The following is a 23,338-nucleotide window of genomic DNA, read 5'->3' as shown; positions in this document are numbered from 1 at the left end:
CCCTCGACTGAGGGGTTTTTCATATCATTTCGATTGTTTTAAGCGATTGCCTTTGGCAAAGCGCCCCACAGGGTTATTTTGTGCACGTATCCTTCGAATATCTTTAGGATTAATACTCAAAGGGCGGTAAATCTCAACACGATCCCCTGCCTGCAAAACCTGTTGAGGGTCTTTCAAGCGGACACCAAAGATGCCCAATTGCAAAGGTTCAGGCAATTTGACCTGCGAGCCTATACCACTCAGTTGAATTGCATCCTGTGCCGTCATTCCCTCAGAAAACGGCACACTAATATGAAACTGCTGGTCTGCTGTTGCATAAGCAATCCAGACTTGTTGAAGCATGCTCATTAAATCAGTTTTCCAAGCACGGCTACAATTGCCAATACAATAGAAACGGGTAATACCACACGCACGGCGATGCGCCAAATATTATAAAAAGCTTCATTACTAAAGTTCATCGACTTACGTAAATGGCTAATTTTCATAATCCAACCAGCAAAAATGGCATAAATCAAACAAATCACCAAGCCCCACAGCATCAGTAAGATGTTAAAAATCGGGCCAGTGGCTGGAATTAACCACACCAACGTTGCAGCAAGCAGCACGAGCCACTGAATCACAATATTTAACTGGCGCTGTGCCAACTGCTCACGTGCCATCTGTAACAACACGGCTGCCGCTGCAACCGCAGTTAAAGCAATCGCATACGCAGGCAATGCCGCTTGGACTGCAAAAAATGCAAAAGCAACCACCGCCAAAATTTGTGCAATCCAAATCGGTAAAACAGTCTTGGTTGCAGCATCTTGCTGTTGAACTTGTGCCAAACTATTTTGCCAGTACAGGCCGAGTCCTAAACCACTTGCCACCAAAGCCAATACCGTTGCACTGCCCCACTCTGAAAATTCAACAGGTGTCACTTGCCACTCAGTAATTCCTGTACCAGAGAGGTTTGCAAGCACTAAGGAAATCAGCACACCGACCACCGTTAACGCTAAGGTCAATAGACGTGGTGCAAAAGACAACGCAATGGCAACCACAGCCAAAGCGATAAAGATCACAGACGATGTCATATCGGCCAGTGCATATTGATTTAATAGTTGTGCAGCATTAGACAACATGCCACCCGCTAAAAAAGGAATAAAGACGACAGCAAGCCATCCCACAAGGCGCCACGTCTGAGAAGCATCGGCATCACGCGTTAAACTCGACAAAGCATTCAATGCCGTGGTTTTTGAACGCTTGGCTAAGGCAATTTCTAAGTAACACACAGGTAAAGCCAAGATCACCATGGTCACTAACCAAAGTAACCAAAAGTCGAGCTGACGTTCAACCTGAATTCCCACCAAGGGTGCAAGTGTGGCAATGATAATAAATGATAAACAAAATGCCATCAGCGGCGATAACCATCGTGACAGAGCATTGTCTTGCATGATGCGTTCCTTCAATAAGTCTTGCGCTATTTTGCCTTGCTCGCTTATGAAAATCAAAAACAAAAAGCAAACCATCAAAACTGATGATTTGCTGCGCTAAATATAATTAAAATTTATTGTTTTTATCCCTCGTTTGGCTCACTTATGAAAAGAAACGAGTAAACCAGTTTTTCCCTTTTTTCTTTTCTTTTTCTTTGATAATGCCCATCATATTTTCTTTTACGGCACCGACATAATCTGCATCATCGTGCTGGATATGGTTAATCAGCCATTTCGACAACACTTCATGCAGCTCAGCTTCGATTGAATGACCCAACTCAAAACGGTCACGATAAGATTCAATTTTTTTAATAAATAAATCATGTACACGTTTGTGCGGTACACGGTATTTATAACCCGCTTCTTCTTGGAGAGACTCTTCAAAAGTAAAGTGAGACTGTGTGTAATCAATAATATTTTCTAAAATCTGTTTCACGCGTTCACGGTCAGTATTGACATCAATCGCATCAATTTCATTGATATAATCGAGAATACGACGGTGTTGATCGTCAATCACATCGATACCAGTATTATATTCTGGAACCCACTTCATTATCATTCCGACCACCCAATAAAAATTAATAGATTAATTACATGAATTAATCATATCGACTATAATTAAAAATAAAAGTGAATCAAATTGGTTGGTTTTATACTATTTTCAAAAAATTAAACTTAAGTATATATTTTAAATAATTAAATAAATTTAAATCCGACTAAAAGAATCAGTTATTATTTAATCGATTTTATTATTTTATAAGTATGCATCAAAATAAAAGCATGTTTTATTTTATTATCAACATGCTTTTATATTCTAATCATTTTGAAATAAATTAATATTGATCTGCTTTAGTGACACGCTTTAAAGACGGATCTTTGGCTTCTCGGATTAAACGTTCCACATGGGTCATTTGGTGGCGGATCGCTTTACCATATTGAAATAAAATCATTTCACCGGGTGAAAATGCCGTCCACGCTTCATTTTGAGTCAACGGTTCGGTAGTAATCACGGCCACGCGATCGTCTACAGTAGTGACTTGGCTAAAATCGACTTCAACATCAATGTCGATCAGCTGCGCAGGTTTAAATGGGTACTCACGCACCAACCAATGCAGTTTGGTAATGGCATAACTAAACAGGGCCTGCCCATTTGATAAACAGAAATTGAACGTGCCATGCTCCGCAATCCGTGGAGAAACATCAGTTAATAAATCAAAAACTTGATCTAGACTTGGCTCGGTATAGCCAAATTTATTCACCAGTTGGTCCAGTAAATAGCAAAATGCACGTTCACTGTCGGTATTGCCAACTGGGGTAAAGCGTCCTGAAAGTACAGGATCAAAGTCATGCAAATCGCCATTATGCGCAAAAATCCACTGTCGTCCCCATAACTCACGGCTAAATGGATGTGAGTTTTCTAAGTTAATTTTTCCCTGTGTCGCTTTGCGGATATGTGCAATCACATTGCGTGATTTGATCGGATAATTACGAATTAATTCAGCAATCGGGGACTCAACTGCAGATTGATTGTCAACGAATAAACGGCAGGCTTTATCCTCAAAAAAAGCAATCCCGAAACCGTCACAGTGGTCTGAAGTAATCCCCGCGCGCTGTGAAAAGCCTCGAAATGAAAAGGTAATATCAGTCGGTGTTGCACAGTTCATTCCGAGCAGTTGGCACATAATCTTGATCTTATTTAAACATATTTATTTATGATGGTTTTATTGTGCATGAGTCCTGACTGGCTTGCAATTCACAATGCTTCATAACCCGAACACATTCACGCATAAAACCATTTTTATAAAATGCATAGGCCTAAAAAAAGCCTCCGAGGAGGCTTTTCAAAATATTTAGTGCTTATTACTGCGATTGGTAATTAATGTACCCACACCATGATCGGTGAAAATCTCCAACAGCGTTGCATGTGGCACACGACCATCCACAATATGCGCACTCACCACACCACCTTTCACCGCATCTAGAGCACAGCCCACTTTCGGAATCATTCCGCCGTAGATCACGCCCGTTTCAATGAGACGGTCAACTTCTTGGGTAGTTAGACCAGTGAGTAGGTTTTTATTTTCATCTAAAACACCTGATATATTGGTCAACAAAATCAGCTTTTCAGCACCGAGGGCTTCAGCCACTTTTCCAGCCACTAAATCTGCGTTGATGTTATAGGTGTTGCCCTCTTCATCCACACCTAAGGGTGCAATCACAGGAATAAAATCACCACTGGTAAACATTTCCAATACATCGGTTTTAACACTGGTCACTTCGCCGACTAGGCCAAGATCAATTTTTTGTACCGTGCCATCTTCTGCAGTTTTTTCCATCAGTAACTTTTGTGCACGCAGTAAATTACCATCTTTACCCGTTAAACCAATGGCACGACCGCCATGTTGGTTAATCAAGTTCACGATGGATTTATTCACACTACCACCCAACACCATTTCAACCACTTCCATGGTCGCTGGATCGGTCACTCGCATACCATCAATACGGTCCGACTCACGCCCCAATTGTTTTAAAAACGAGTCCACTTGTGGACCACCGCCATGCACCACAATCGGGTTTAAACCGACGGTTTTTAACAAAACGATGTCACGTGCAAACGAGCTCTCAAGCTCAGGATCGGTCATTGCATTGCCACCATATTTCACTACTAGCGTTTTTCCAGCAAAACGTTGAATGTACGGCAAAGCTTCAGTCAGGACTTGTGCTTTGTCGAGGCCAGTATGTTGATGTGGCATGTGCCTCTCCTTAATGGGCGTCTAATAGGTCTTGTGCAATCTGCGGATAATCTGCCGTCAGCATGTGCACAAAGTTATGGCGAATTTGATGGAGCCGCTGATCACTGTCCGCGTCGAAACGCACGGTAAAATACTCGCCCGTATTCGATGCTCGAATAATGCCAAATCCATCCTCAAAATCAAGTCTTACACCATCAATTTTACTCATTTCCGCTTGAAAGTGCTGACTTTGTTTTTCCACATTCGCTAAAACCAGCGCGGGTGAAATCTGATGGGTGCTGATATAAATATCCTCTGTACTGGCACGTTCTGGATAGTCTGCCAGTGCTTCCGACAAAGTGCATTGCTTCAAGCTTAAGTATTCCAACACACGTAGTGCGGCATATAAGCCATCGTCATAACCAAAACCACGACCATCATTAAACACATAATGCCCTGCATATTCACCGCCAAAAACCGCATGCCCTTCAGATTGCGCCAAATATTTCCGCAAAAAAGAACTACCTGTGCGAATCATTTTTGGAATACCGTGATGGGCCAATACTGTATTTCGAACCATGGTGGAACATTTCACATCAAAAACCACTTCATGTGCTGGATGATCAGCCAAACACATGTGCGCAAACAAGGACAATAAACGGTCTGCTGAAATGATTACGCCCTTTTCATCAATCAATACAACACGGTCACCATCACCATCAAAGGCAATACCGATATCGGCATGCTGCTGTTGCACGGCCTTTCGTAGCAGATCTAGATGTTTGGCTTGAGAGGGATCGGGGGCATGTTCAGGAAATTCACCATTGGCCTCACAGCGTAAAGCATGCACCTCACAGCCGAGTTTCTTTAAGACCAAAACGGCACAACGCCCCGCTGAACCGTATAAACCATCTACCACGACTTTATAGGGTCGCGGTTGAGGCATGAGCTGTATATCATTGAGCAATGCCGCCTGATAAGCCAGACAATATTCAGGCACGATCTGATGTGGCAACGTTTGCCAGTTCATCTCTGCATGGCTGTCAAAATATTCATTTGCATCGCGTGCTACCTGCTGGATTGCCTCAGGTAAAGGAGGCTCACCCTGCATAATCCATTTGATCCCATTATCCGACTTCGGATTGTGGCTGGCTGTCACCATAATGCCGTTGCCATCAAACTGACGTGCCGTGTAATACAACACAGGGCTAGCACAGCATCCGATAATTTTCGCATCTAAGCCCTGTTTAAGACATTCTTTGTAAATAATTTCTGCAAAAGCAGGACTGCTTTGTCTGGCATCATAACCAATGGCTAAACGTGTCTGCCCAGTCTTTAAATATTGAGTTGCGAACGCTTGTGCAATGGCACGAATCAGCTCAGCACTCATAACATCCAATTTGCCACGGATGTCATAGGCACGAAAAATATGTGCAGGAAATTTTGGCTGAAAATCCATAGGTCTAACTTCTAATTTATTCAGATCAACAGCTCTTTCAGCTGTCCTTGTTGTTATGCTTAACGCTGCGTTTAATTTTACTAAGGATTCAAAAAAGAGTTGTAACTTTTTATGAACTAAAAATGATCATTCAGCATTAAAACAACAAAGCCTCTTTCATGGAGAGGCTTTGTTGTTTTACTTTATCACTGAGAGATTAGTTTTGACCAGTATGTCCGAAACCACCTGCACCACGTTCTGTCGCTTCAAATTCATTCACAATATCGAACTGTGCTTGAATCACAGGTACGAGTACATACTGTGCAAGACGTTCACCCGGTTCTAAACTGAAAGCTGTTTGGCTACGGTTCCAAACTGAAACCATCAATTCACCTTGATAGTCCGAATCAATTAAACCCACCAAGTTACCCAAAACAATGCCGTGCTTATGACCTAGGCCTGAACGCGGTAAAATTAAACCAGCAAAGTGTGGGTCTTCAATATAAATAGATAAACCCGTTTTCACCAAAACAGTTTGTCCCGGTTCAATGACGGTCGCAGCATCGACACATGCACGAAGATCTAAGCCTGCTGAACCCGTTGTCGCATAAGTTGGCATTGGCCATTCATTGCCTAAACGTGAATCCAACACTTTAACCTGAACTTTCATTCTCTTTTTCCTAGTACAATAAATTTCAAAAATAAAAAAAATTAGCGTTTAATCAACGCACGTAAATTGTCTAAATAATGCTGTGCTTGTAATTTCGGATCGACATTGCCCGCCAGTTTCTTTTTACGCCCCAGCCATTCCAACTCATCTTGCGGTAACTCATCTAAGAAGCGACTTGGTGTCATTTGCTTCATTTGACCGCCCGCCTTACGTTGTTCTGCAAGCGTGATGGTTAAACCCTGACGTGCACGAGTGATGCCCACGTACATCAGGCGACGCTCTTCCTCAACTGTATCTGCGGCAATCGAGTTTTTATGCGGCAGTAACTCTTCCTCAAGACCAATCAGATAGACATATGGAAACTCAAGCCCTTTGGATGCATGCAGCGTGAGCAGGTTTACTTTGTCAGTGTCTTCTTCTTCTTGCTGCTGCTCTAACATATCCAGCAACACCATTTTACGAATCACACTTTCAATGTTTTTCTCATCAACATCTTCAGCACGGTTAATCAAACTTTGAATACTGCTATACAGCACTTCAATATTATCCAGCTTGGTTTTTTCTTGCGCAGGCGTCGCCGCAGACTCTTTGACATAGTCGATGTAACCCGCTTCAACCATCATCTTGCGAATAATCGGTACAGGTTCATCATCCTCAAGCAACTCACGGGTAAAGGTAGTAATGAAGTCTGCAAACTCCGCCAACTGCGTGGTGGCTTTTTTAGGAATCACCATGGTGAGACGCTGATCACCCGCTGCTGAAAGTAACGACAAATGATTTTCTTGTGCAAACAACCCCAGCTTTTCTAAAGTCACAGGCCCAATGGCACGTTTAGGTGTATTGATAATCCGTAAAAATGCACTGTCATCTTCAGGATTAATAATGACGCGCAAATAGCTCATCACGTCTTTGATTTCAGCTCGTCCGAAGAACGACTGACCACCTGATAATTTGTACGGAATCTGCATTTGACGCAGTTGTGTTTCCAGTGCACGTGCTTGAAAATTACCCCGATACAAAATGGCGTAATCTTTCCAATTTTTACCATTCATCAGTTTATGCGTAATTAAGTCTTTTACTACACGTTCTGACTCATCGTCATCATTGCGGCACGTAATCACTCGAATTACTTCACCATGACCTTTATCTGACCACAGTTTTTTATCAAAAATATGCGGATTGTTACCAATCACGGTATTGGCCGCTTTTAAAATACGACTGGTCGAACGATAGTTCTGTTCGAGTTTAATCACTTTTAAATTGTGAAAATCTTCATTCAGCAAAGCCATGTTTTCAGGCTTGGCACCACGCCATGCGTAGATCGATTGGTCATCATCACCCACCGCAGTGAACTGTCCCATCACCCCGACCAGCAATTTCACCAAAATATACTGTGCGGTGTTGGTGTCTTGATACTCATCGACTAATAAATAGCGAATACGGTTTTGCCAGCGCTCACGTACTTCTGCATTTTCTTGTAAAAGACGCGTCGGCATCACAATTAGGTCATCAAAATCGACCGCATTATAGGCACGTAAATTACGCTCATACAGTTGATATAAGTGCGCAAACTGAACATCTTCTGCGGTTTCACAGGTGGTGTGTGCTTGCTCAGGCGGAATCAGGTCATTTTTCCAATCTGAAATCATCTTCATGGCTTTGGCAATCAGTTCTTTACTTTCCGCACCGGATAAATTGTCACGGTGCATCAAGTCCATCAAAATACGCTTACAGTCGTCCGCATCTAAAATAGAAAAATTATTTTTTAATGGTGTGTGTTTCAGCTCTAAACGCAGCATGTTTAGGCCAAAGGTGTGGAAGGTCGAGACTGAAAGCCCCTTTGCCTCTTCACGTGACAGCAACTTGGTAACACGTTCTTTCATTTCACGTGCTGCTTTGTTGGTAAACGTCATCGCGGTAATACGATAAGCAGGAATGCCGCAGTGTTTCACCAAGTAGGCAATCTTACGGGTAATCACCGAAGTTTTACCTGAACCAGCCCCTGCAAGTACTAACAAGGGTCCTTGAGTGTATTTCATGGCTTCAAGTTGCTTGTCGTTTAATTGACTTGCCAGTGACATAGTCTTTCCTCTATTTCATTCCGAGCTCGATTATAGTCATCTCCGCTACAGATGCATAATGCAAATTCATATTTTAACAGTCATAAAAAAACCACCCGAAGGTGGTTTTTCAGTCTTCAATAAAAATTATTGAATTGCGTAGATGCTGATTTCTACACGACGGTTTTGCTCACGGCCTTCAGCAGTCGCGTTAGATGCGATTGGGTTTGCTGAACCTTGACCTTGTGCATTAATACGTGTTGTAGAAACACCTTGAGATGCCAAGTAACTTGCTACAGATTGCGCACGCGCTTGAGACAGAGGAATATTGATTGAATCATTACCTGTACTGTCTGTATAACCTGTTACAAGAATACCGCTCTTGTTATCTTCAGTTAAGGTTTGCGCAACTTTGTTTAAAGTTGAATAGAAGTTCGGCTTGATGTTTGATTTGTTGGTATCAAAAGTGATGTTACCCGGCATAACCAAACCTACAGAACCATCTGGATTACGGTTAACTTCTACACCAGTACCCGCCATTTGTTGACGAAGTTTCTTCTCTTTGTTGTCAAGGTAAACACCAGTTGCACCACCGACAACTGCGCCAATCGCTGCAGCACGGTTGTTTTGACGGCTAGTATTTGCACTTCCTTTAGAAATACCATAACCCGCAGCAGCACCAATTAAGGTCCCTAGAGCAGCTTTATCGTATTCTACACCACCAATGTTATTACCAGTGCTTTGACAACCTGTAAGAACCATTGCCCCAACGACTGCGGAAATTGCTAGTGCACGCATCGCATGCCTCCTTCTTTGTGTGTTTTGTTTATAGAACGAATATTGTCGTAAAACGATGATCTAGACCATTGATTTTTTGTTAATAATAAAGCCTTTATTTACAATATGTAATAAAAAATTTCCTTTTCAAGGCTTTCTTCGTCACAATTTCTACACAGTTAATGTTTGGTGCTTTTCTATTTGATCATCCCGTACTATATTGACCTTTAGAAAATAGAACGAGTTGCGAAACGCATTATATTTTAGGGTTTATTTTTATGTCATCGCCAAACCAAAAACAACCTTTATTAAAAAAAATCACACGTGGTTTAACTGTTGGTTCAGTCATTACAGGCAGTACTTTTTTTCATGGCCCGCCAGTGCTCGCGCTTGGCCTGACCAAATTGTTTAAAAAATCTAAAAAAGTGGATGAGACCAATATTCAAATCACCAACAGCTGGCTGGCTGTGAACAATTATTTAATCGATCATGTCTTGCCCAACACGAAATGGGACATTTCTGTCGATGATGATCTTGAGCTAAGTATGCAGGGTCGTTACCTGATGACTTGCAACCATCAAAGTTGGGTCGACACCACGGTTAACCAATATTTTGGTTTAACCCGTATGCCCCTCACTCGCTTCTTTACCAAGTGGGAACTTATTTTTATTCCATTTGTCGGCCAAGCCTTTAAAATTCTAGGCTTCCCGATGATGAAGCGGCATAGTAAAGAACAAATTGCAAAAAATCCTGCGTTGAAAACACGCGATATGGAAGAGGCACGCAAGTCTTGTGAACAACTGCTTAGCCAACCATTCACCCTGTTAAACTATTTGGAAGGCACGCGTTTTACTCCAGAAAAACATGCACAGCAGCAATCGCCTTATCAAAATTTACTTAAACCGAAAGCGGGTGGCTTGGCCCTAGCCTTAAGTATTTTAGGTAATGACATTGATGCCTTAGTGGATATGACCATTGTCTATCCCGACGGCGCGCCTGGCTATAGCGAATTTTGGCTCGGGGAAGTCCCACGGATTGCGGTCAATTTGCGCAAAATTGATATTCCTGCATGGGTGCTTGCTGGAAACTATGAAGACGATGCTCACTTTCGTGAACAATTCCAACAATGGGTCGATCAACTTTGGACTGAAAAGGACCAGTTGATTGAAAAAATGAAAGCCAAATACTCAACGTCCAATTTAACCGAGTAAGGGTCTATGCATGATGCACACTAACCAAGTCAAAAAGTCTAAATATCATCAGGTTGATCCACAAAGTTTGTATTTCAAACTGTTTTTGATCTATGACATTTTTATGGTGTTTCTCATCATTTTTAACTTGTTTTGTTTGTGTGCTAATTTTTTTATCATGAGCAATATCGGTGGATGGTTTTTCCATGCCATTCACCTAGAAAGTGTCTTAACCTTCTATCGTGAGCATTTGCATCCGTGGGTCATCACCACAGAAGCTTGGTTTATTCTGTTCTTGATTACTGAGTTATTGGTGCGTTGGGGTATTGCTATCGTTTATCGACACCATCGTCGCTGGTTTTTCTTTCCCTTTATTAATTGGTACGAAATTTTAGCGATTATTACTCATTTACGTTTTTTAAGATTATTTCGTGCGGGGGTGATTGCTTTTCGCCTGCATGAATTGGGCTATAACGTAATTCCAGAGTCGGTACAAGCCAAGGCCAAATTTTACTACCGCGTGGTGATGGAAGAGCTCTCTGACCGCGTCGTGATTACTGTATTGGATGGGGTGAAGCACGAATTAAATACCAGTTCGACCCATAAAAAAATTATACATGATCTCGTCGATCATCATCGGGCTTTATTTGCACAAGCATTGGCTGAAATTTTACAAGAATCTCTCGCCACCGAACTGAAACAACGTCAATATTTCATTGCCCAAAATGTCGGCCTGATTGTGAATCGCGCGATTGAAGATACCCCTGAACTGACCCAATTACTGCGTTTGATTCCAATTGTGGGTGGAAGAATTGAACAACAAATTCAAAGTATCGGACAACGACTCGGTGAAAACATCACACAAGGTTTACTGGAACCAATGGTGGTGGGAAATCCAGCACAGCCCAATGCCACCTATCGCTTGATAGCTGAAAAAGTCAGTGATTTAAAAATCGATAATCAGTCTTTGGAACAGTTGGTTGAGTCTGTGGTCTATGAAAGTTTGGATGCCATTCGCAAGCAAGTTAAGGTGAAACAGTGGTTAGAAGAGCTTGAAAAAGATGATCAAGCCAAAGAATAAGCATTAAGGTAAAAATATTACAATCGCAGCTAGTGCAATCCTCCATTTTGTTCTAGGATTTGCTCTATTTACAACATCACTTCTTTAGTAAAAAATAAATCTGAGAAGTCTTAAGGAAAAATTATGGCTGATATCCGGATAACTGGCAGAATGGTCAATGCGATTCGCATTACCCTTGACACCAATGATCATGATGCAATCCGACAGCAATTAAGTAAAACATTACAAAATGCATCGACTGCTGGAGCATTAGTTGTTCTAGAAAGTAGCGTTGAGCAAGAATTAATTTCCTTGATTCAATTATTGCTGGATCTGGATGTACAGCCAATGGCAGTACAAGAAGGAATTTTGGCTGAACAAGCCCGTGCCATTCAGTTCCCTGTAATTCCCGCGCAAGGTCATGGTATTAGCTCGCAACTTCAAGAAGTCAAAGCAACCAAAGAGCAAGTGGTTGAAGCCCCTGCTCCTGCTGCGACAGCTTCTACCAATACGCCAGTTGCGGCAGCACCTGTCATTCGCCATGCGACTTCATACCATGACGAAATTTTACGTACAGGCCAGTGCTTGGTGCAAAATCAAGGCGATATCATTATTACCGCAGGCATTAACAGTGGCTCGGAAGTGATAGCTTCAGGAAATATACATATTTATGGTAGTGCTCGTGGTAGAGTCATTGCCGGCGCGGGCGGAAACAGCGCTGCACGCATCTTCTGCCATGCTTTAGAAGCCGAATTGGTTTCAATTGCAGGGACCTATTGTGTTGCAGATGATATTCCAGCGCAGCATTTAAAACGCCCAACACATATTTACTTAAATGATCAACAAGAGCTTGTATTTGAAGCGCTTGAATTTTAATGTATAAATAAACACCAAAAGCCCCAAATGATAAATAAGGGGATTTAAACCATAACAGGAGTGGATTCGGTGGCGAAAATTGTTGTCGTAACATCAGGCAAAGGTGGCGTAGGCAAAACTACGACGAGCGCATCTTTTGCAACAGGTTTAGCCCTACGTGGTCACAAAACTGTTGTGATCGATTTTGACGTAGGTTTACGTAACCTTGATTTGATCATGGGTTGTGAACGCCGCGTTGTGTATGATTTTGTCAATGTATTAAATAACGAAGCTCGATTACAACAAGCGCTTATCCGCGATAAAGATATCGAGAATTTATATATTTTACCTGCGTCGCAAACCCGTGATAAAGATGCCTTAACTGATGAAGGCGTAGCACGTGTCATGGATGAGTTGTCACAAGAGTTTGACTACATTATTTGTGACTCACCCGCAGGTATCGAACGCGGTGCAATTTTAGCAATGTACCATGCCGATGAAGCGATTATTGTGACCAACCCTGAAATTTCATCTGTACGTGACTCTGACCGTATTATTGGTATGCTCGACAGCAAAACCAAAAAAGTTGAAATGAATGAAGGTCGTATTCGTAAACACTTGTGTATCACACGCTTCAACCCTGAACGTGCCGATAAACAAGAAATGTTAACCATTGACGACATTTCTAAAGATATTTTACGTGTGCCAACTTTGGGAGTGATTCCTGAATGTAAGAGTGTTTTACAAGCATCGAACGAAGGTAAACCAGTGATTCTCTTTACTGAAGAATCAGCAGGTCAAGCCTATGATGACCTTGTGGCACGTTTCTTAGGTGACGAACGTCCTTACCGTCATATTACGGTGAAGCCTAAAGGCTGGTTAGCACGACTATTTGGAGCGTAGACATGGCAGGATTTTGGAGTAAGCTTTTTAGTAATGATGATAAACCGTCTAGTGCTCAAACAGCAAAAGATCGTTTGAAAGTCATCGTAGCGTCTGAAAGTGGTTTAGGTAAGCGTCTTAGCCAAGACAAAATCGACCAAATGAAAAAAGAAATCATGCAAGTGGTGAATCGCTATGTTCGCGGTGTAGATGAACAGCACATTCAAATGGCTGTACGCTCTGAAGCGAATATTGAAATGCTTGAAATGAATATCAATTTGCCTGAAGAACGTTAATCTGATTTTTGATTAGTCAAGCAAATTGAATCAAGGCAGAATATGCGCAGACACAAGAAAGTATTTTCTTTGTCTCCCATATTTTGCCTTTTTTAATGATTAAACCAGCAAGGAGATTGCTATGGCATTATCTCAGCCAGCAACGTTCAATGAAGAATGGTCAGATGAGCGTGTATTTGCCTACTTAACTCAGCTTCCTCCTGGAGGTGTGAATGGCGATTTTCATGTGTTGTACCATGCATTTAAACACATGCGCCCAAGTGATTATGAGCGTCTGCTCACCCAATTTAAAACGGATGGTCGCGACATTAACGCAACTAATCCAGAAGGTCAGCGTATCCATGACGTGATTGCCGCTTATCCACGCCAAGCAGCTCCCTTCTTAGAGGTTTTGGCTAAATTTGCCTAAGCCTAGATCTGCTTAATACGCATGATCTACAAATGCCAGTTCATTCCTAGGAGACTGGCATTTTTTATGACTGTAAAAACCACATCCAAAGTGGAAAAGTCAAACCGAAACACAAAGTTTGCAAACTAATGATTGCTGCCATGAGTTGACTGTCCCCTTGAAAATATTTGGTCAGCACATAGGCTGCTGAGGCCGTTGGTAGCGAGAAGAATACCACTACAATCATGGTTTCAAATGTTGCTAAACCAAATAAAAGACAGCCTACATAGGCTAAAATAGGCACCAAGATTAAACGTCCAAAAGTATTTAAAATCAGCGCTCGACCAGCATATTTTAACGCATTAAACTGGAGTGCTGCGCCCACACACAAGAGCCCAAGCGGGAGGCTCATCCCTGCTACTAGCTTTAAAGATTGGCTAATGCTCTCGGGCAAATGCATACCTGAAAAATTAAAAATGATCCCAACCAGACAGGCGAGAATCAGCGGATTTTTCGCAACCGACCACGCAATTTTTTTATAAGACAGTCCCTGCCCTTGAGAAAAACCAAGTACGGAGAGTACATTCACCAAAGGAATGACAAAAGCAATAATCATGGCAAAGACTTGCATCCCCGCAGCGCCAAAAATCAAAGCCATACTGGTCAAACCAATATAAGTATTGAAACGAATATGACTCTGCAAATAGACGCCAAATTGCGCCACAGGTATACCATACACCGCTTTTAATACCCATAGCACCACACTCATCAGCAAGGTCACAGTAAAGACCACAGCAAGCGCTGGCAGGACTTTCCCGACATTAAAATGAACGGTGGCTAGACTACTGAACAGCAAAACAGGAAATAAAATCCAATAATTCAGCCTTTCAGCGCCTTGCCAAAATTCTACCGTTAAAAAGCAATACCGCTTTAATACATACCCCATGGCAATGAGTACTATCAATGGAATTAATGCATCAATAATTTGCATGACTGGATGCCTAAACTGAATGATTAAGAAAAAGCCTGCAATCCGCAGGCTTTCTTTTTAAACTAAAATCTCTCGCTTGCCGTTTGCACCTTGCGCACTCACGATCCCGTTTTCTTCCATTTGATCGACAATTCGCGCGGCACGGTTATAGCCTAAACTAAACTTACGTTGTAGCGAGGACACCGAAACCTTGCGTGTTTCCAATACAAAGGATACGCACTGGTCATAAAGTGCATCACGGTTTGGATCGCCATCACCATCTTCAAAGCCACGAGAACTTGGCTCTTCATCAAATGGCGTTAGGATTTCATCAACATAATTTGGCGAGCCACGTTCACGCCAAGCATCACAGATGCGGTTCACTTCATCATCAGCAATAAAGGCACCATGTACACGTTCAGGTTCAATTTTACCCGGCCCTAAGAACAACATATCACCATGACCCAGTAAGTCTTCCGCCCCACCAGCATCCAAAATCGTGCGTGAGTCTATTTTTGAGTTCACACGTAAAGCCACACGTGTTGGGATATTGGCTTTAATCAGACCCGTAATTACATCGACCGATGGACGCTGCGTTGCAAGTAACAAATGAATGCCTGCGGCACGTGACTTTTGTGCCAAACGCGTAATCATTTCTTCAGCTTTCTTACCGACCTGCATAATCATATCGGCAAACTCGTCCGCCACAATCACAATCGATGGTAATGGGGTCAAACGTGGTGCACGCTCACCGGCAACCGAATCACTGGCTTTCCAGGTCGGATCAATCAGCTCTTCGCCATTGGCAATCGCTTCTTCCACTTTGCGGTTATAGTCCGCTAGCTTACGAATTTTTAAGAAAGACATCAGCTTATAGCGACGTTCCATTTCATTCACACACCAGTTCAAAGCACTGACCGCATCTTTCATGTCCGTGACCACAGGGGTGAGCAAATGTGGGATATCGTTATAGTTAGCAAGTTCTAACTGTTTCGGGTCAATCAAAATTAAACGCAACTCATTCGGCGTATATTTCAACAACATCGATAAAATCATCGAGTTCACTGCCACCGATTTACCTGAACCTGTGGTGCCTGCAACCAGCATATGCGGTGCTTTACCTAAGTCAGCAATGACGGGATTACCCGAAATATCTTTGCCCATTGCCATCGAAAGAATGCTATTCGGATCGGTAAAAGCAGGAATGGTCAACAACTCGATTAAACGCACCATTTCACGTGTGCTATTCGGCACTTCAATCCCGATATACGGTTTACCTGGAATGACTTCAACCACACGTACAGATGCCATCGACATTGAACGAGCCAAATCTCGCGAGATATTGGTCACTTTAGAGGCTTTCACACCTGGGGCCAAATCCAATTCAAAACGAGTTACTACAGGCCCTGGCTGTGCTTCGACTACTTTGGCTTTGACATTGAACTCTTGTAGTTTAATTTCAAGTAGTTCAGATAAACGCGCCAACTGCTCAGCGGTTAAATTGACTTTTTTATTGAGGTCAACTTCATCCAGTAAATCCACTCCTGGCAGCGGTTATAAATCACGACGACGCTCTGCTACTTGCATGGACAAAGACATTGGACGGCCTGATGCATCAGTCAATGGAGCATCAAAGTCAAACTCTTCTTCGTCTTGCGGTTTACCTGCGGTGTCCTGCCATGCTTCAATAAATGCTTCTTTGGACAAAACTTCTTTGGCTACAGCCGCTGTAGCACTTGTGCTCACTGTATTATGATGCTGAATGGGTGCTTGTACAAAAGCTGATGACTGCGCATAGCTGCTGCTGGTCCGTACATCTGAAGCAGCAACTTTCTGCTCCGACCAATCTTCAGCAAGGAATTCGTCTAAATCATCCAATTCATCAAGCTGTGCTTTTGCAACTCCACTCGGCGCTGCTTGTAAGGCAACGGGACTCGCAGCAGCACTCAAGGTTGCAACCTCAGCCACCGCAATTGGATCTTCAACCACATGTAAATGAGACACCGGTTCAGGTGTATTGAAGGGGCTATGGACATCTGTTGCTGTTTTACCATTGGGTACAGCAGCAAGCAGCTCGTCAAAGATTTCATCATCATCCCAATCGACATTTTTCTTTTGTGCAGGGGCATCGTCTTGGAAATAATTAGGATCAGCAATTGGCGCTGTATGATCTTGCACCACTGCTTGAAAATGTTGTTCTGGGCTAAATGGGCGATCTTCTTCAGCAGCACGAAGTAAAGCATCAATATCATTTTTATGACGTTGATCTTCACCTGAGTTTAATGCACGCCACACTTCCCCTGTCGCTACCACGCGCTGACTGTCTTGTTCTAATTGGTGCGCTTTTTCTATAGTCCGCTCAAGCTCTACTTCATCATCCACATCCACCTGTTGTTCTTGAACACGTTGCTCTTTGGCCACCATATCATTAAACAAATGCTCTGCTGAATAGTCGCGCTGAGGTGCTTTAACTGATGCCTCTTGCACGGCTACTGGCGCCTCGACCAATTCCGTTGCTTCAATACCCTTTTTCGGTGCCGTTGCAATCACTTCTTTTTTGACGCTTGGCGTCGTACGATCAAAGGCAGACTCGCTTTCAGGTACGTTACGGTAAAATAAATCTTGTAAATACGCAGGAGTTGCTTTGAGGGTCGCGAAAGTACGGTTCCATTTGATACCGAAAGCCAAGGTCAATAAGACCACGGTAAACACGACCAAAAATAAGGTTGCACCGTAAATGGTTAAAATCTGCGACAAACTTTGTCCCAGTTCATAACCAATAATGCCGCCAGAGGCATTGTCTAAAGTGTCTGCTGGAACTTTCCAAAACAAGAACAGTAAGCTGGCGGTTGCAAGCAAAATAAAGAATTGTGCAGCATAACGAAATGGGCGGTTTAAAAAACTATGCGGCCACCAGACTTGAATGGCTTCAATGAACAAAAACACAGGAATAAGTAGACTTGCCCAGCCTAAAAAACCGAACAGTAGGTCAGCAATCCACGCCCCAGCAACGCCACTGGCATTCGAGACTTGCAAAGTATCACTTGATATATGCATCCAGCCCGGATCAAATGGGGTATAGGTCACGGTAGCAAGGAACAAATAAATGCCAAACGAGACTAAAAATAATGTCATTAATAAGCGCTGTGCATAAGCACCCGACACCTCAGTCATATACTGTCCTGTAACAAATTCTTCATTAATGTTTTTGTTCGAAACCTAAAGCAAAAGTTTCACAATAAACGTCATATTATGCACCTCTTCTTTATAAAAAGATGCACTATTCTTAAATGCTTTATGTATAGCGAGCAGATGATTTTTCCACTTTTTCCCGCTCTACACCGCATATTTCTTCTATATAGCTCAAATCGATTTGATTGATCAATAATATCGACATTGAACTCACACAACTGTTATAGAGTTTCACGTATAATTCCACAAATTTCTAAATAAAAAAAGGATTCTACGTATGAGCGCTCGTCACTCACGTTTGATTATTCTCGGTTCAGGCCCTGCGGGTTACAGCGCTGCGGTATATGCTGCGCGTGCCAACTTAAAGCCTACATTGATTGCGGGTATCCAACTCGGTGGTCAGCTAACGACAACGACTGAAGTCGATAACTGGCCGGGTGACCCTGAAGGCTTAACAGGTCCTGCACTGATGGAACGTATGCAAGCGCATGCGGAACGTTTTGGTACTGAAATCATCTACGATCATATCAATGAAGTCGATCTTTCTGTACGTCCATTTGTACTCAAAGGTGACATGGATGAGTTCACTTGTGATGCACTGATTATTGCCACAGGTGCGACCGCTCAGTACTTAGGTCTTGAGTCTGAAGCTGCTTTTATGGGCCAAGGCGTGAGCGCATGTGCAACCTGTGATGGTTTCTTCTATAAAAACCAAAAAGTCATGGTTGTGGGTGGCGGTAATACTGCCGTTGAAGAAGCACTATATTTATCTAACATTGCATCGCATGTGACTTTGGTTCACCGTCGTGATTCATTGCGTTCTGAAAAAATCCTTCAAGATCAACTATTTGAGAAAGAAAAAGAAGGCAAAATTAGCATCATTTGGAATCACCAAGTGGATGAAGTTTTAGGTGACAACACGGGTGTAACCGCAGTTCGCTTAAAATCGACTCAAGACGAATCTACACAAGATATTGATGTTCAAGGTTTGTTTGTTGCAATTGGCCACAAACCAAACAGCGCAATGTTCGATGGTCAATTGAACTTACGTGATGGCTATATTCAAGTTCAAAGCGGCACATCTGGTAATGCCACAGCTGCTTCTGTCGCTGGTGTATTCGCAGCAGGTGACATTGCTGATAGTGTTTATCGTCAAGCGATCACTTCAGCGGGTTCTGGCTGTATGGCTGCGCTAGATGCGGAAAAGTATTTGGATGCTTTAGGCGAATAATCTAAGCCTTGAAAAAGACCGCCTTCCATAGGCGGTTTTTTTATGTATGATCTTAAAGTCATTTTTTTATCATATACACACACCACTATGCAGCAGTTACCACCTTCTGAGTATATCTTTCCCGATCCACTTGAAGTTGACCCCGAAGGTGAAGGCTTAATTTGTATCGGTGCAGACCTCTCCCCTTCTACCTTGTTTGAAGCCTACACCCATGGTTTGTTTCCATGGTTCTCAACAGGCGAACCCATTTGCTGGTGGTGCCCCGAGCCACGTTGCATCATCCGTCCGCAGGATTATCAGCCCAGTAAAACTCTCCTTCGGAGCATGAAAAAGCAAGATTATCGCATCACCATCAATCAAGCTTTTGAACGGGTGATCCGTGCCTGCTCACTACCACGTAGCTACGCTGATGACACGTGGATCAGTGAAGACATTATAGATGGCTACTGTGCAATGTTTGATGCTGGTTATGGCTATAGTGTTGAAGTATGGGATCAAACGCGCTTGGTTGGTGGACTATACGGCATCAGCATTGGACACGGCTGTTTTGGGGAGTCCATGTTCAGTACCGAAACGGATGTCTCAAAAATGGCATTTTATACGCTGATGTTGATTGGACGTGAAAATAAGCTGCCTTGGATCGACTGCCAATTGGTCAATGATCATCTTTTAAGCCTCGGTGCTTGTACACTTTCTCGGCAAACCTACTTAAAATCGTTACAAGATATTGTAAATCAACCTGCTATCGATTGGAAAATGTATCAGGAGGGTGTATTTTCAAGTAAAACAATAGCGCAAAATGCGCGACTGACTGAATAAAGAATAATAGAGGGATTTATCATGAATTCGTATCACCCGAAGTCCCTACTGAATGATTTACAGTATTACATCACGCCACCGCATGACTGCAGCTATCTAGAAAAAAAGTCAGCCCGGATGGTATTTCTCGATCCAGCGCATCGTATTGATGTCGTCACGCTGTCCGAACTTTCTCGCGTAGGTTTTCGCCGGAGTGGTGATTTTGTCTACCGCCCAGAATGTCATCTGTGTCGACAGTGTCTGTCTAGCCGCGTACCTGTGCGCGAATTTAAAATGAACAGCAGTCAAAAAAAAGCATGGAAACGCAATCAAGACCTGACTTTAAAAATTACCCGCACTGCGGATGCCACCAAAAAACATTATGACTTATATGAGCGTTATATCTTTAAACGCCATGCTGATGGAGACATGTTCCCGCCCAGTCGTGATCAGTTTGATAAATTACTTGTACATAGCTGTACCGAGAGCTTTTTCTTAGAGCTGTGGAAAGAAGACCAGCTCATCTGTGTTTCGACCTGCGATCCTCTAGATGATGGTTTATCTGCGGTTTATACCTTTTTTGATCCCGATGAAAACAAACGCTCACTGGGGACTTTTGCCATTTTAAAACAAATCGAACTCGCCAAAGCACGCGCTTTGCAGTTTGTGTATTTGGGCTATTGGGTACCGCACTCAGAAAAAATGAACTATAAATCGCAATATTTACCACTAGAATTGTTGATTGATGGTCAGTGGCGCAGACTCAATCATAGCCTGAGCAGCGAGGAAGTGCAGCAACTGGGAAACTCATTAATGACCACCCTACCTTCGGGATGGAATAACGCCATTATTAAATAATGGCGACATACAGAAACTCGACTTTTCTCTTATTTAAACAACTCGGAAAAGTCATCACTACATGATTTCACCATAATAATGGCATGCTCACGACCACCATCAGGTTTAGGATAGTAGTTTTTACGCAAATCAATTTGATGAAAACCAGACTTTTCATACAAGGCAATCGCTGCTTGATTGCTCTCACGGACTTCTAAAAATACCTGTAGAGGGTTGTTTTTGAGTTGTGCCAGTGACGCATCTAATAGCTGATACCCCAACCCTTTACCTTGCTGGCTTGGATGAATGGCCATCAACAATAAATTGGCCTCATCAAGAACGGGCTGGAGGATACAAAAGCCTACCACCTGCCCTGCCTGTTCAATCACGGTACTGTGATAAGACTGCATAGACTCTTGGAACTGTTGTAGGCTCCAAGGATGGGTTTGAACTAAATTTTCAATCTGCGCAACTTGGCCTAAGTCCGCAGCTTGCATTAAACGAATCATCTTCGTTTATCTTTCTAAAATGTGGAGGTCACAGTATAAAAAATTTGTGCTAAAAACCGAACAAAAAAAAGAGCGATTTATATCGCTCAAAGAGCCAAAACTGCTTAAAACCCTAATTTTAGCTTCCACTTCTCAAGTAAAGCATCGGTGTTGTGATGATTAGGATGAAAACCCGGTTGAAAGTACATGATCATTTCACGTGCCATTCCCGTAATAATTCCTTTCGATGGACTATATGCATAGGTATAAATATCTTTCAGCGCAGCCCTGTTCAGCTGTTTATCTTGCTGTAATAAACGAAACACAAAAAACGACTGCACGCAGAATAAAATGGCCATCGCTGCAACCAGTGATCCCGTTCGTAGTAGATAGGATTTAATTCCCTTTCCAAAAACTCCTTCAAATACATCATAAGCCACAGCTTTGTGCTCATTTTCTTCAATGGCATGCCATAACCACATGGTTTTCATGGTTTCATCGCTCATCAGCTCTTGAATGTGGTTATTGATCAACAACTGAGAAGCAATAGTTGCAGTAAAATGCTCCAGCGCGGTGGTAGCGGTTAAATCCACCATCTCTTGAGTAATACCCACAGGCTTGCCGAGAAAAGCAAACACTTTACGTGTGGCTTGAATTGCACGATCCGTATAGCGGTCAAGTGTTGCAACATCGTGCCCATACTTTTGTGCCGAGGCATTAAATCCTTCATGCTCTTGTGTGTGCATCGCTTCTTGACCAATGAAGGCTGAAATCTCTTTTTGTAATTCGGCATTGTCTTTGATTGAGGGATGCTGTCTGACCGCACGAACACTATCGATAAAAAACATTTCACCTGCTGGAAAGAGTGCTGACAGCGCGGTCATAAAATGGGTCAATCCAGCTGAACCATTCATCCAATATTCAGGTACGCTTTCAAACTCAAAGTTCATCCGACGTACAGGGAAACTCGCGCCCGCACGATTAGTGATTTTTACCTTCGCATTCATCTTTCTGCTCCTATGAATATCCTGAAGACATCCGCTGCTTATAGTTGTTTTCGTCTTTTTATCTTACGTGATTAGGCTCCGCTCATAAGTGCAGTTAGGGTCAGCAAAATATCAGTTTAGGACAGTTTTGAGGATAGATTGTTAGACAATTTAGTGTGCGTAAAGTTCTACATTATTTTTCAGAATGGACGCTAAAGTCTGCTGTATCTCACCCTAGAATAATCACTTGCGCAGTAAAATGAATAAATAAAAAAAGCGCCCCAAAGGAGCGCTTTTTTTCACACAATCAGATGATTATGCAGTTACTTTAGCAACTACACCAGCACCAACTGTACGGCCACCTTCACGGATCGCAAAACGTAGACCTGGGTCCATTGCGATTGGGTGGATTAATTCTACTGACATTTCTACGTTGTCACCAGGCATAACCATTTCTACGCCATCTTGTAATTTGATCGCGCCAGTTACGTCAGTTGTACGGAAGTAGAACTGTGGACGGTAACCGTTAAGGAATGGAGTGTGACGACCACCTTCTTCTTTAGAAAGTACGTATACTTCTGCATCGAATTTAGTGTGCGGCTTGATTGCACCTGGTTTAGCAAGTACTTGACCACGTTGTACGTCTTCACGCTTAGTACCACGTAGAAGAACACCACAGTTCTCGCCCGCACGGCCTTCGTCTAGAAGTTTACGGAACATTTCTACGCCAGTAACTGTAGTTACTTGAGTATCACGGATACCAACGATTTCAACTGATTCGCCTACTTTCACAATACCAGTTTCTACACGGCCAGTTACTACTGTACCACGACCAGAAATAGAGAATACGTCTTCGATTGGCATTAAGAATGCTTGGTCGATTGCACGTACTGGCTCTGGAATGTAAGTGTCAAGTGCGTCAACAAGAGCAACAACTGCTTCTTCGCCATACTGACCAGCGTCACCGTTAAGTGCAAGAAGAGCTGAACCACGGATAACTGGAGTGTCATCACCTGGGA

General features: G+C 42.7%; 22 protein-coding genes and 1 pseudogene. 9 read left to right on the top strand and 14 right to left on the bottom strand.

The window, feature by feature from the left end; translation table 11 throughout:
• Positions 1-24 precede the first annotated feature (24 nt).
• The 9 genes from WH214_RS07030 to WH214_RS06990 all read right to left on the bottom strand — a co-directional run bounded on the left by WH214_RS07030 (position 25) and on the right by WH214_RS06990 (position 9,167).
• Positions 25-348, bottom strand: coding sequence for an RnfH family protein (locus tag WH214_RS07030; RefSeq protein ID WP_339421623.1), 324 nt, complete (start codon positions 346-348; stop codon positions 25-27).
• Complete coding sequence (locus tag WH214_RS07025) at positions 348-1,430, bottom strand: hypothetical protein (protein ID WP_339421624.1); 1,083 nt, start codon at positions 1,428-1,430, stop codon at positions 348-350. The genes WH214_RS07030 and WH214_RS07025 overlap by 1 nt, the downstream gene beginning before the upstream one ends.
• Positions 1,431-1,572: 142 nt before the next feature.
• Positions 1,573-2,028, bottom strand: a complete 456-nt coding sequence (locus tag WH214_RS07020) for a bacteriohemerythrin (RefSeq protein ID WP_339421625.1) — start codon at positions 2,026-2,028, stop codon at positions 1,573-1,575.
• Positions 2,029-2,302: 274 nt separating this feature from the next.
• Positions 2,303-3,151, bottom strand: coding sequence for a class II glutamine amidotransferase (locus tag WH214_RS07015; protein WP_339421626.1), 849 nt, complete (start codon positions 3,149-3,151; stop codon positions 2,303-2,305).
• Positions 3,152-3,319: 168 nt separating this feature from the next.
• Entirely contained in the window at positions 3,320-4,222 is a 903-nt protein-coding gene (argB, locus tag WH214_RS07010) for an acetylglutamate kinase (protein ID WP_004984290.1), read from the bottom strand.
• A gap of 10 nt (positions 4,223-4,232) precedes the next feature.
• Entirely contained in the window at positions 4,233-5,660 is a 1,428-nt protein-coding gene (locus tag WH214_RS07005; RefSeq protein WP_339421627.1) for a phosphomannomutase/phosphoglucomutase, read from the bottom strand.
• A 196-nt stretch (positions 5,661-5,856) separates the two neighbouring features.
• Positions 5,857-6,309 carry a dUTP diphosphatase gene (gene dut, locus WH214_RS07000; RefSeq protein ID WP_004694889.1) on the bottom strand — a complete coding sequence of 151 codons (453 nt, stop codon included), beginning with the start codon at positions 6,307-6,309 and terminating at the stop codon, positions 5,857-5,859.
• A 41-nt stretch (positions 6,310-6,350) separates the two neighbouring features.
• Positions 6,351-8,390, bottom strand: coding sequence for a UvrD-helicase domain-containing protein (locus tag WH214_RS06995; RefSeq protein WP_004694892.1), 2,040 nt, complete (start codon positions 8,388-8,390; stop codon positions 6,351-6,353).
• A 126-nt stretch (positions 8,391-8,516) separates the two neighbouring features.
• Complete coding sequence (locus WH214_RS06990) at positions 8,517-9,167, bottom strand: OmpA family protein (protein WP_004984284.1); 651 nt, start codon at positions 9,165-9,167, stop codon at positions 8,517-8,519.
• 257 nt (positions 9,168-9,424) lie between these two features.
• Here WH214_RS06990 and WH214_RS06985 point away from each other — a divergent pair, with 257 nt between their 5' ends.
• The 6 genes from WH214_RS06985 to WH214_RS06960 all read left to right on the top strand — a co-directional run bounded on the left by WH214_RS06985 (position 9,425) and on the right by WH214_RS06960 (position 13,838).
• On the top strand, positions 9,425-10,357 hold the full coding sequence (locus tag WH214_RS06985) for an acyltransferase (RefSeq protein WP_339421628.1): 933 nt from the start codon (positions 9,425-9,427) through the stop codon (positions 10,355-10,357).
• A gap of 10 nt (positions 10,358-10,367) precedes the next feature.
• Positions 10,368-11,417 carry a preprotein translocase subunit SecA gene (locus WH214_RS06980; RefSeq protein ID WP_339993098.1) on the top strand — a complete coding sequence of 350 codons (1,050 nt, stop codon included), beginning with the start codon at positions 10,368-10,370 and terminating at the stop codon, positions 11,415-11,417.
• Positions 11,418-11,540: 123 nt separating this feature from the next.
• Positions 11,541-12,272, top strand: a complete 732-nt coding sequence (gene minC, locus WH214_RS06975; RefSeq protein ID WP_224467317.1) for a septum site-determining protein MinC — start codon at positions 11,541-11,543, stop codon at positions 12,270-12,272.
• A gap of 69 nt (positions 12,273-12,341) precedes the next feature.
• On the top strand, positions 12,342-13,154 hold the full coding sequence (gene minD, locus WH214_RS06970; protein ID WP_039889843.1) for a septum site-determining protein MinD: 813 nt from the start codon (positions 12,342-12,344) through the stop codon (positions 13,152-13,154).
• A gap of 2 nt (positions 13,155-13,156) precedes the next feature.
• A complete protein-coding gene (minE, locus tag WH214_RS06965) occupies positions 13,157-13,429 on the top strand; it encodes a cell division topological specificity factor MinE (RefSeq protein ID WP_087528310.1) in 273 nt (90 codons plus the stop codon).
• A gap of 121 nt (positions 13,430-13,550) precedes the next feature.
• Positions 13,551-13,838 carry a PA4642 family protein gene (locus WH214_RS06960; RefSeq protein WP_339421630.1) on the top strand — a complete coding sequence of 96 codons (288 nt, stop codon included), beginning with the start codon at positions 13,551-13,553 and terminating at the stop codon, positions 13,836-13,838.
• A 64-nt stretch (positions 13,839-13,902) separates the two neighbouring features.
• Here WH214_RS06960 and WH214_RS06955 read toward each other — a convergent pair whose 3' ends face one another.
• On the bottom strand, positions 13,903-14,808 hold the full coding sequence (locus WH214_RS06955; RefSeq protein WP_339421631.1) for an AEC family transporter: 906 nt from the start codon (positions 14,806-14,808) through the stop codon (positions 13,903-13,905).
• A 57-nt stretch (positions 14,809-14,865) separates the two neighbouring features.
• Positions 14,866-17,961 (bottom strand): annotated as a pseudogene (locus WH214_RS06950) (DNA translocase FtsK).
• Between the two features lie 295 nt (positions 17,962-18,256).
• On the opposite strand from WH214_RS06950, the gene trxB reads away from it, so the two are divergent.
• The 3 genes from trxB to WH214_RS06935 all read left to right on the top strand — a co-directional run bounded on the left by trxB (position 18,257) and on the right by WH214_RS06935 (position 20,866).
• A complete protein-coding gene (trxB, locus tag WH214_RS06945; protein WP_339421633.1) occupies positions 18,257-19,210 on the top strand; it encodes a thioredoxin-disulfide reductase in 954 nt (317 codons plus the stop codon).
• Positions 19,211-19,297: 87 nt separating this feature from the next.
• Positions 19,298-20,029, top strand: coding sequence for a leucyl/phenylalanyl-tRNA--protein transferase (gene aat, locus WH214_RS06940; protein WP_339422948.1), 732 nt, complete (start codon positions 19,298-19,300; stop codon positions 20,027-20,029).
• A gap of 21 nt (positions 20,030-20,050) precedes the next feature.
• Positions 20,051-20,866, top strand: coding sequence for an arginyltransferase (locus WH214_RS06935; protein ID WP_339993095.1), 816 nt, complete (start codon positions 20,051-20,053; stop codon positions 20,864-20,866).
• Positions 20,867-20,895: 29 nt separating this feature from the next.
• Here WH214_RS06935 and rimI read toward each other — a convergent pair whose 3' ends face one another.
• From rimI to WH214_RS06920, 3 genes are all read right to left on the bottom strand, one after another.
• Positions 20,896-21,354 carry a ribosomal protein S18-alanine N-acetyltransferase gene (gene rimI / locus WH214_RS06930; RefSeq protein ID WP_339421634.1) on the bottom strand — a complete coding sequence of 153 codons (459 nt, stop codon included), beginning with the start codon at positions 21,352-21,354 and terminating at the stop codon, positions 20,896-20,898.
• A gap of 104 nt (positions 21,355-21,458) precedes the next feature.
• Positions 21,459-22,340: a metal-dependent hydrolase gene (locus WH214_RS06925; RefSeq protein ID WP_339993093.1), complete on the bottom strand. Its 882-nt coding sequence runs from the start codon at positions 22,338-22,340 to the stop codon at positions 21,459-21,461.
• Between the two features lie 294 nt (positions 22,341-22,634).
• Positions 22,635-23,338: EF-Tu C-terminal domain-related protein (locus tag WH214_RS06920; protein ID WP_017397147.1), on the bottom strand; the 704-nt coding region annotated here is incomplete at its 5' end.

The sequence above is a fragment of the Acinetobacter sp. MYb191 genome (assembly GCF_037572605.1).
GTDB classification, from domain to species: Bacteria; Pseudomonadota; Gammaproteobacteria; order Pseudomonadales; family Moraxellaceae; genus Acinetobacter; species Acinetobacter johnsonii.
The sequence above is the reverse complement of the archived record's forward strand: the minus strand, read 5'-3'. Positions and strand labels throughout refer to the sequence as shown.

Excerpts from the sequence above, each read along its gene's own strand:
- WH214_RS06980 (WP_339993098.1), top strand. The coding sequence starts at position 10,368 with ATGATGCACACTAACCAAGTCAAAAAGTCTAAATATCATCAGGTTGAT.
- WH214_RS06990 (WP_004984284.1), bottom strand. The coding sequence starts at position 9,167 with ATGCGTGCACTAGCAATTTCCGCAGTCGTTGGGGCAATGGTTCTTACA.
- WH214_RS07005 (WP_339421627.1), bottom strand. The coding sequence starts at position 5,660 with ATGGATTTTCAGCCAAAATTTCCTGCACATATTTTTCGTGCCTATGAC.
- WH214_RS07025 (WP_339421624.1), bottom strand. The coding sequence starts at position 1,430 with ATGCAAGACAATGCTCTGTCACGATGGTTATCGCCGCTGATGGCATTT.
- minC (WP_224467317.1), top strand. The coding sequence starts at position 11,541 with ATGGCTGATATCCGGATAACTGGCAGAATGGTCAATGCGATTCGCATT.
- WH214_RS07030 (WP_339421623.1), bottom strand. The coding sequence starts at position 348 with ATGAGCATGCTTCAACAAGTCTGGATTGCTTATGCAACAGCAGACCAG.
- WH214_RS06995 (WP_004694892.1), bottom strand. The coding sequence starts at position 8,390 with ATGTCACTGGCAAGTCAATTAAACGACAAGCAACTTGAAGCCATGAAA.
- aat (WP_339422948.1), top strand. The coding sequence starts at position 19,298 with ATGCAGCAGTTACCACCTTCTGAGTATATCTTTCCCGATCCACTTGAA.
- WH214_RS06955 (WP_339421631.1), bottom strand. The coding sequence starts at position 14,808 with ATGCAAATTATTGATGCATTAATTCCATTGATAGTACTCATTGCCATG.
- dut (WP_004694889.1), bottom strand. The coding sequence starts at position 6,309 with ATGAAAGTTCAGGTTAAAGTGTTGGATTCACGTTTAGGCAATGAATGG.
- WH214_RS06935 (WP_339993095.1), top strand. The coding sequence starts at position 20,051 with ATGAATTCGTATCACCCGAAGTCCCTACTGAATGATTTACAGTATTAC.
- argB (WP_004984290.1), bottom strand. The coding sequence starts at position 4,222 with ATGCCACATCAACATACTGGCCTCGACAAAGCACAAGTCCTGACTGAA.
- WH214_RS07020 (WP_339421625.1), bottom strand. The coding sequence starts at position 2,028 with ATGATAATGAAGTGGGTTCCAGAATATAATACTGGTATCGATGTGATT.
- WH214_RS06985 (WP_339421628.1), top strand. The coding sequence starts at position 9,425 with ATGTCATCGCCAAACCAAAAACAACCTTTATTAAAAAAAATCACACGT.
- WH214_RS06925 (WP_339993093.1), bottom strand. The coding sequence starts at position 22,340 with ATGAATGCGAAGGTAAAAATCACTAATCGTGCGGGCGCGAGTTTCCCT.
- trxB (WP_339421633.1), top strand. The coding sequence starts at position 18,257 with ATGAGCGCTCGTCACTCACGTTTGATTATTCTCGGTTCAGGCCCTGCG.
- WH214_RS06960 (WP_339421630.1), top strand. The coding sequence starts at position 13,551 with ATGGCATTATCTCAGCCAGCAACGTTCAATGAAGAATGGTCAGATGAG.
- WH214_RS07015 (WP_339421626.1), bottom strand. The coding sequence starts at position 3,151 with ATGTGCCAACTGCTCGGAATGAACTGTGCAACACCGACTGATATTACC.
- minE (WP_087528310.1), top strand. The coding sequence starts at position 13,157 with ATGGCAGGATTTTGGAGTAAGCTTTTTAGTAATGATGATAAACCGTCT.
- rimI (WP_339421634.1), bottom strand. The coding sequence starts at position 21,354 with ATGATTCGTTTAATGCAAGCTGCGGACTTAGGCCAAGTTGCGCAGATT.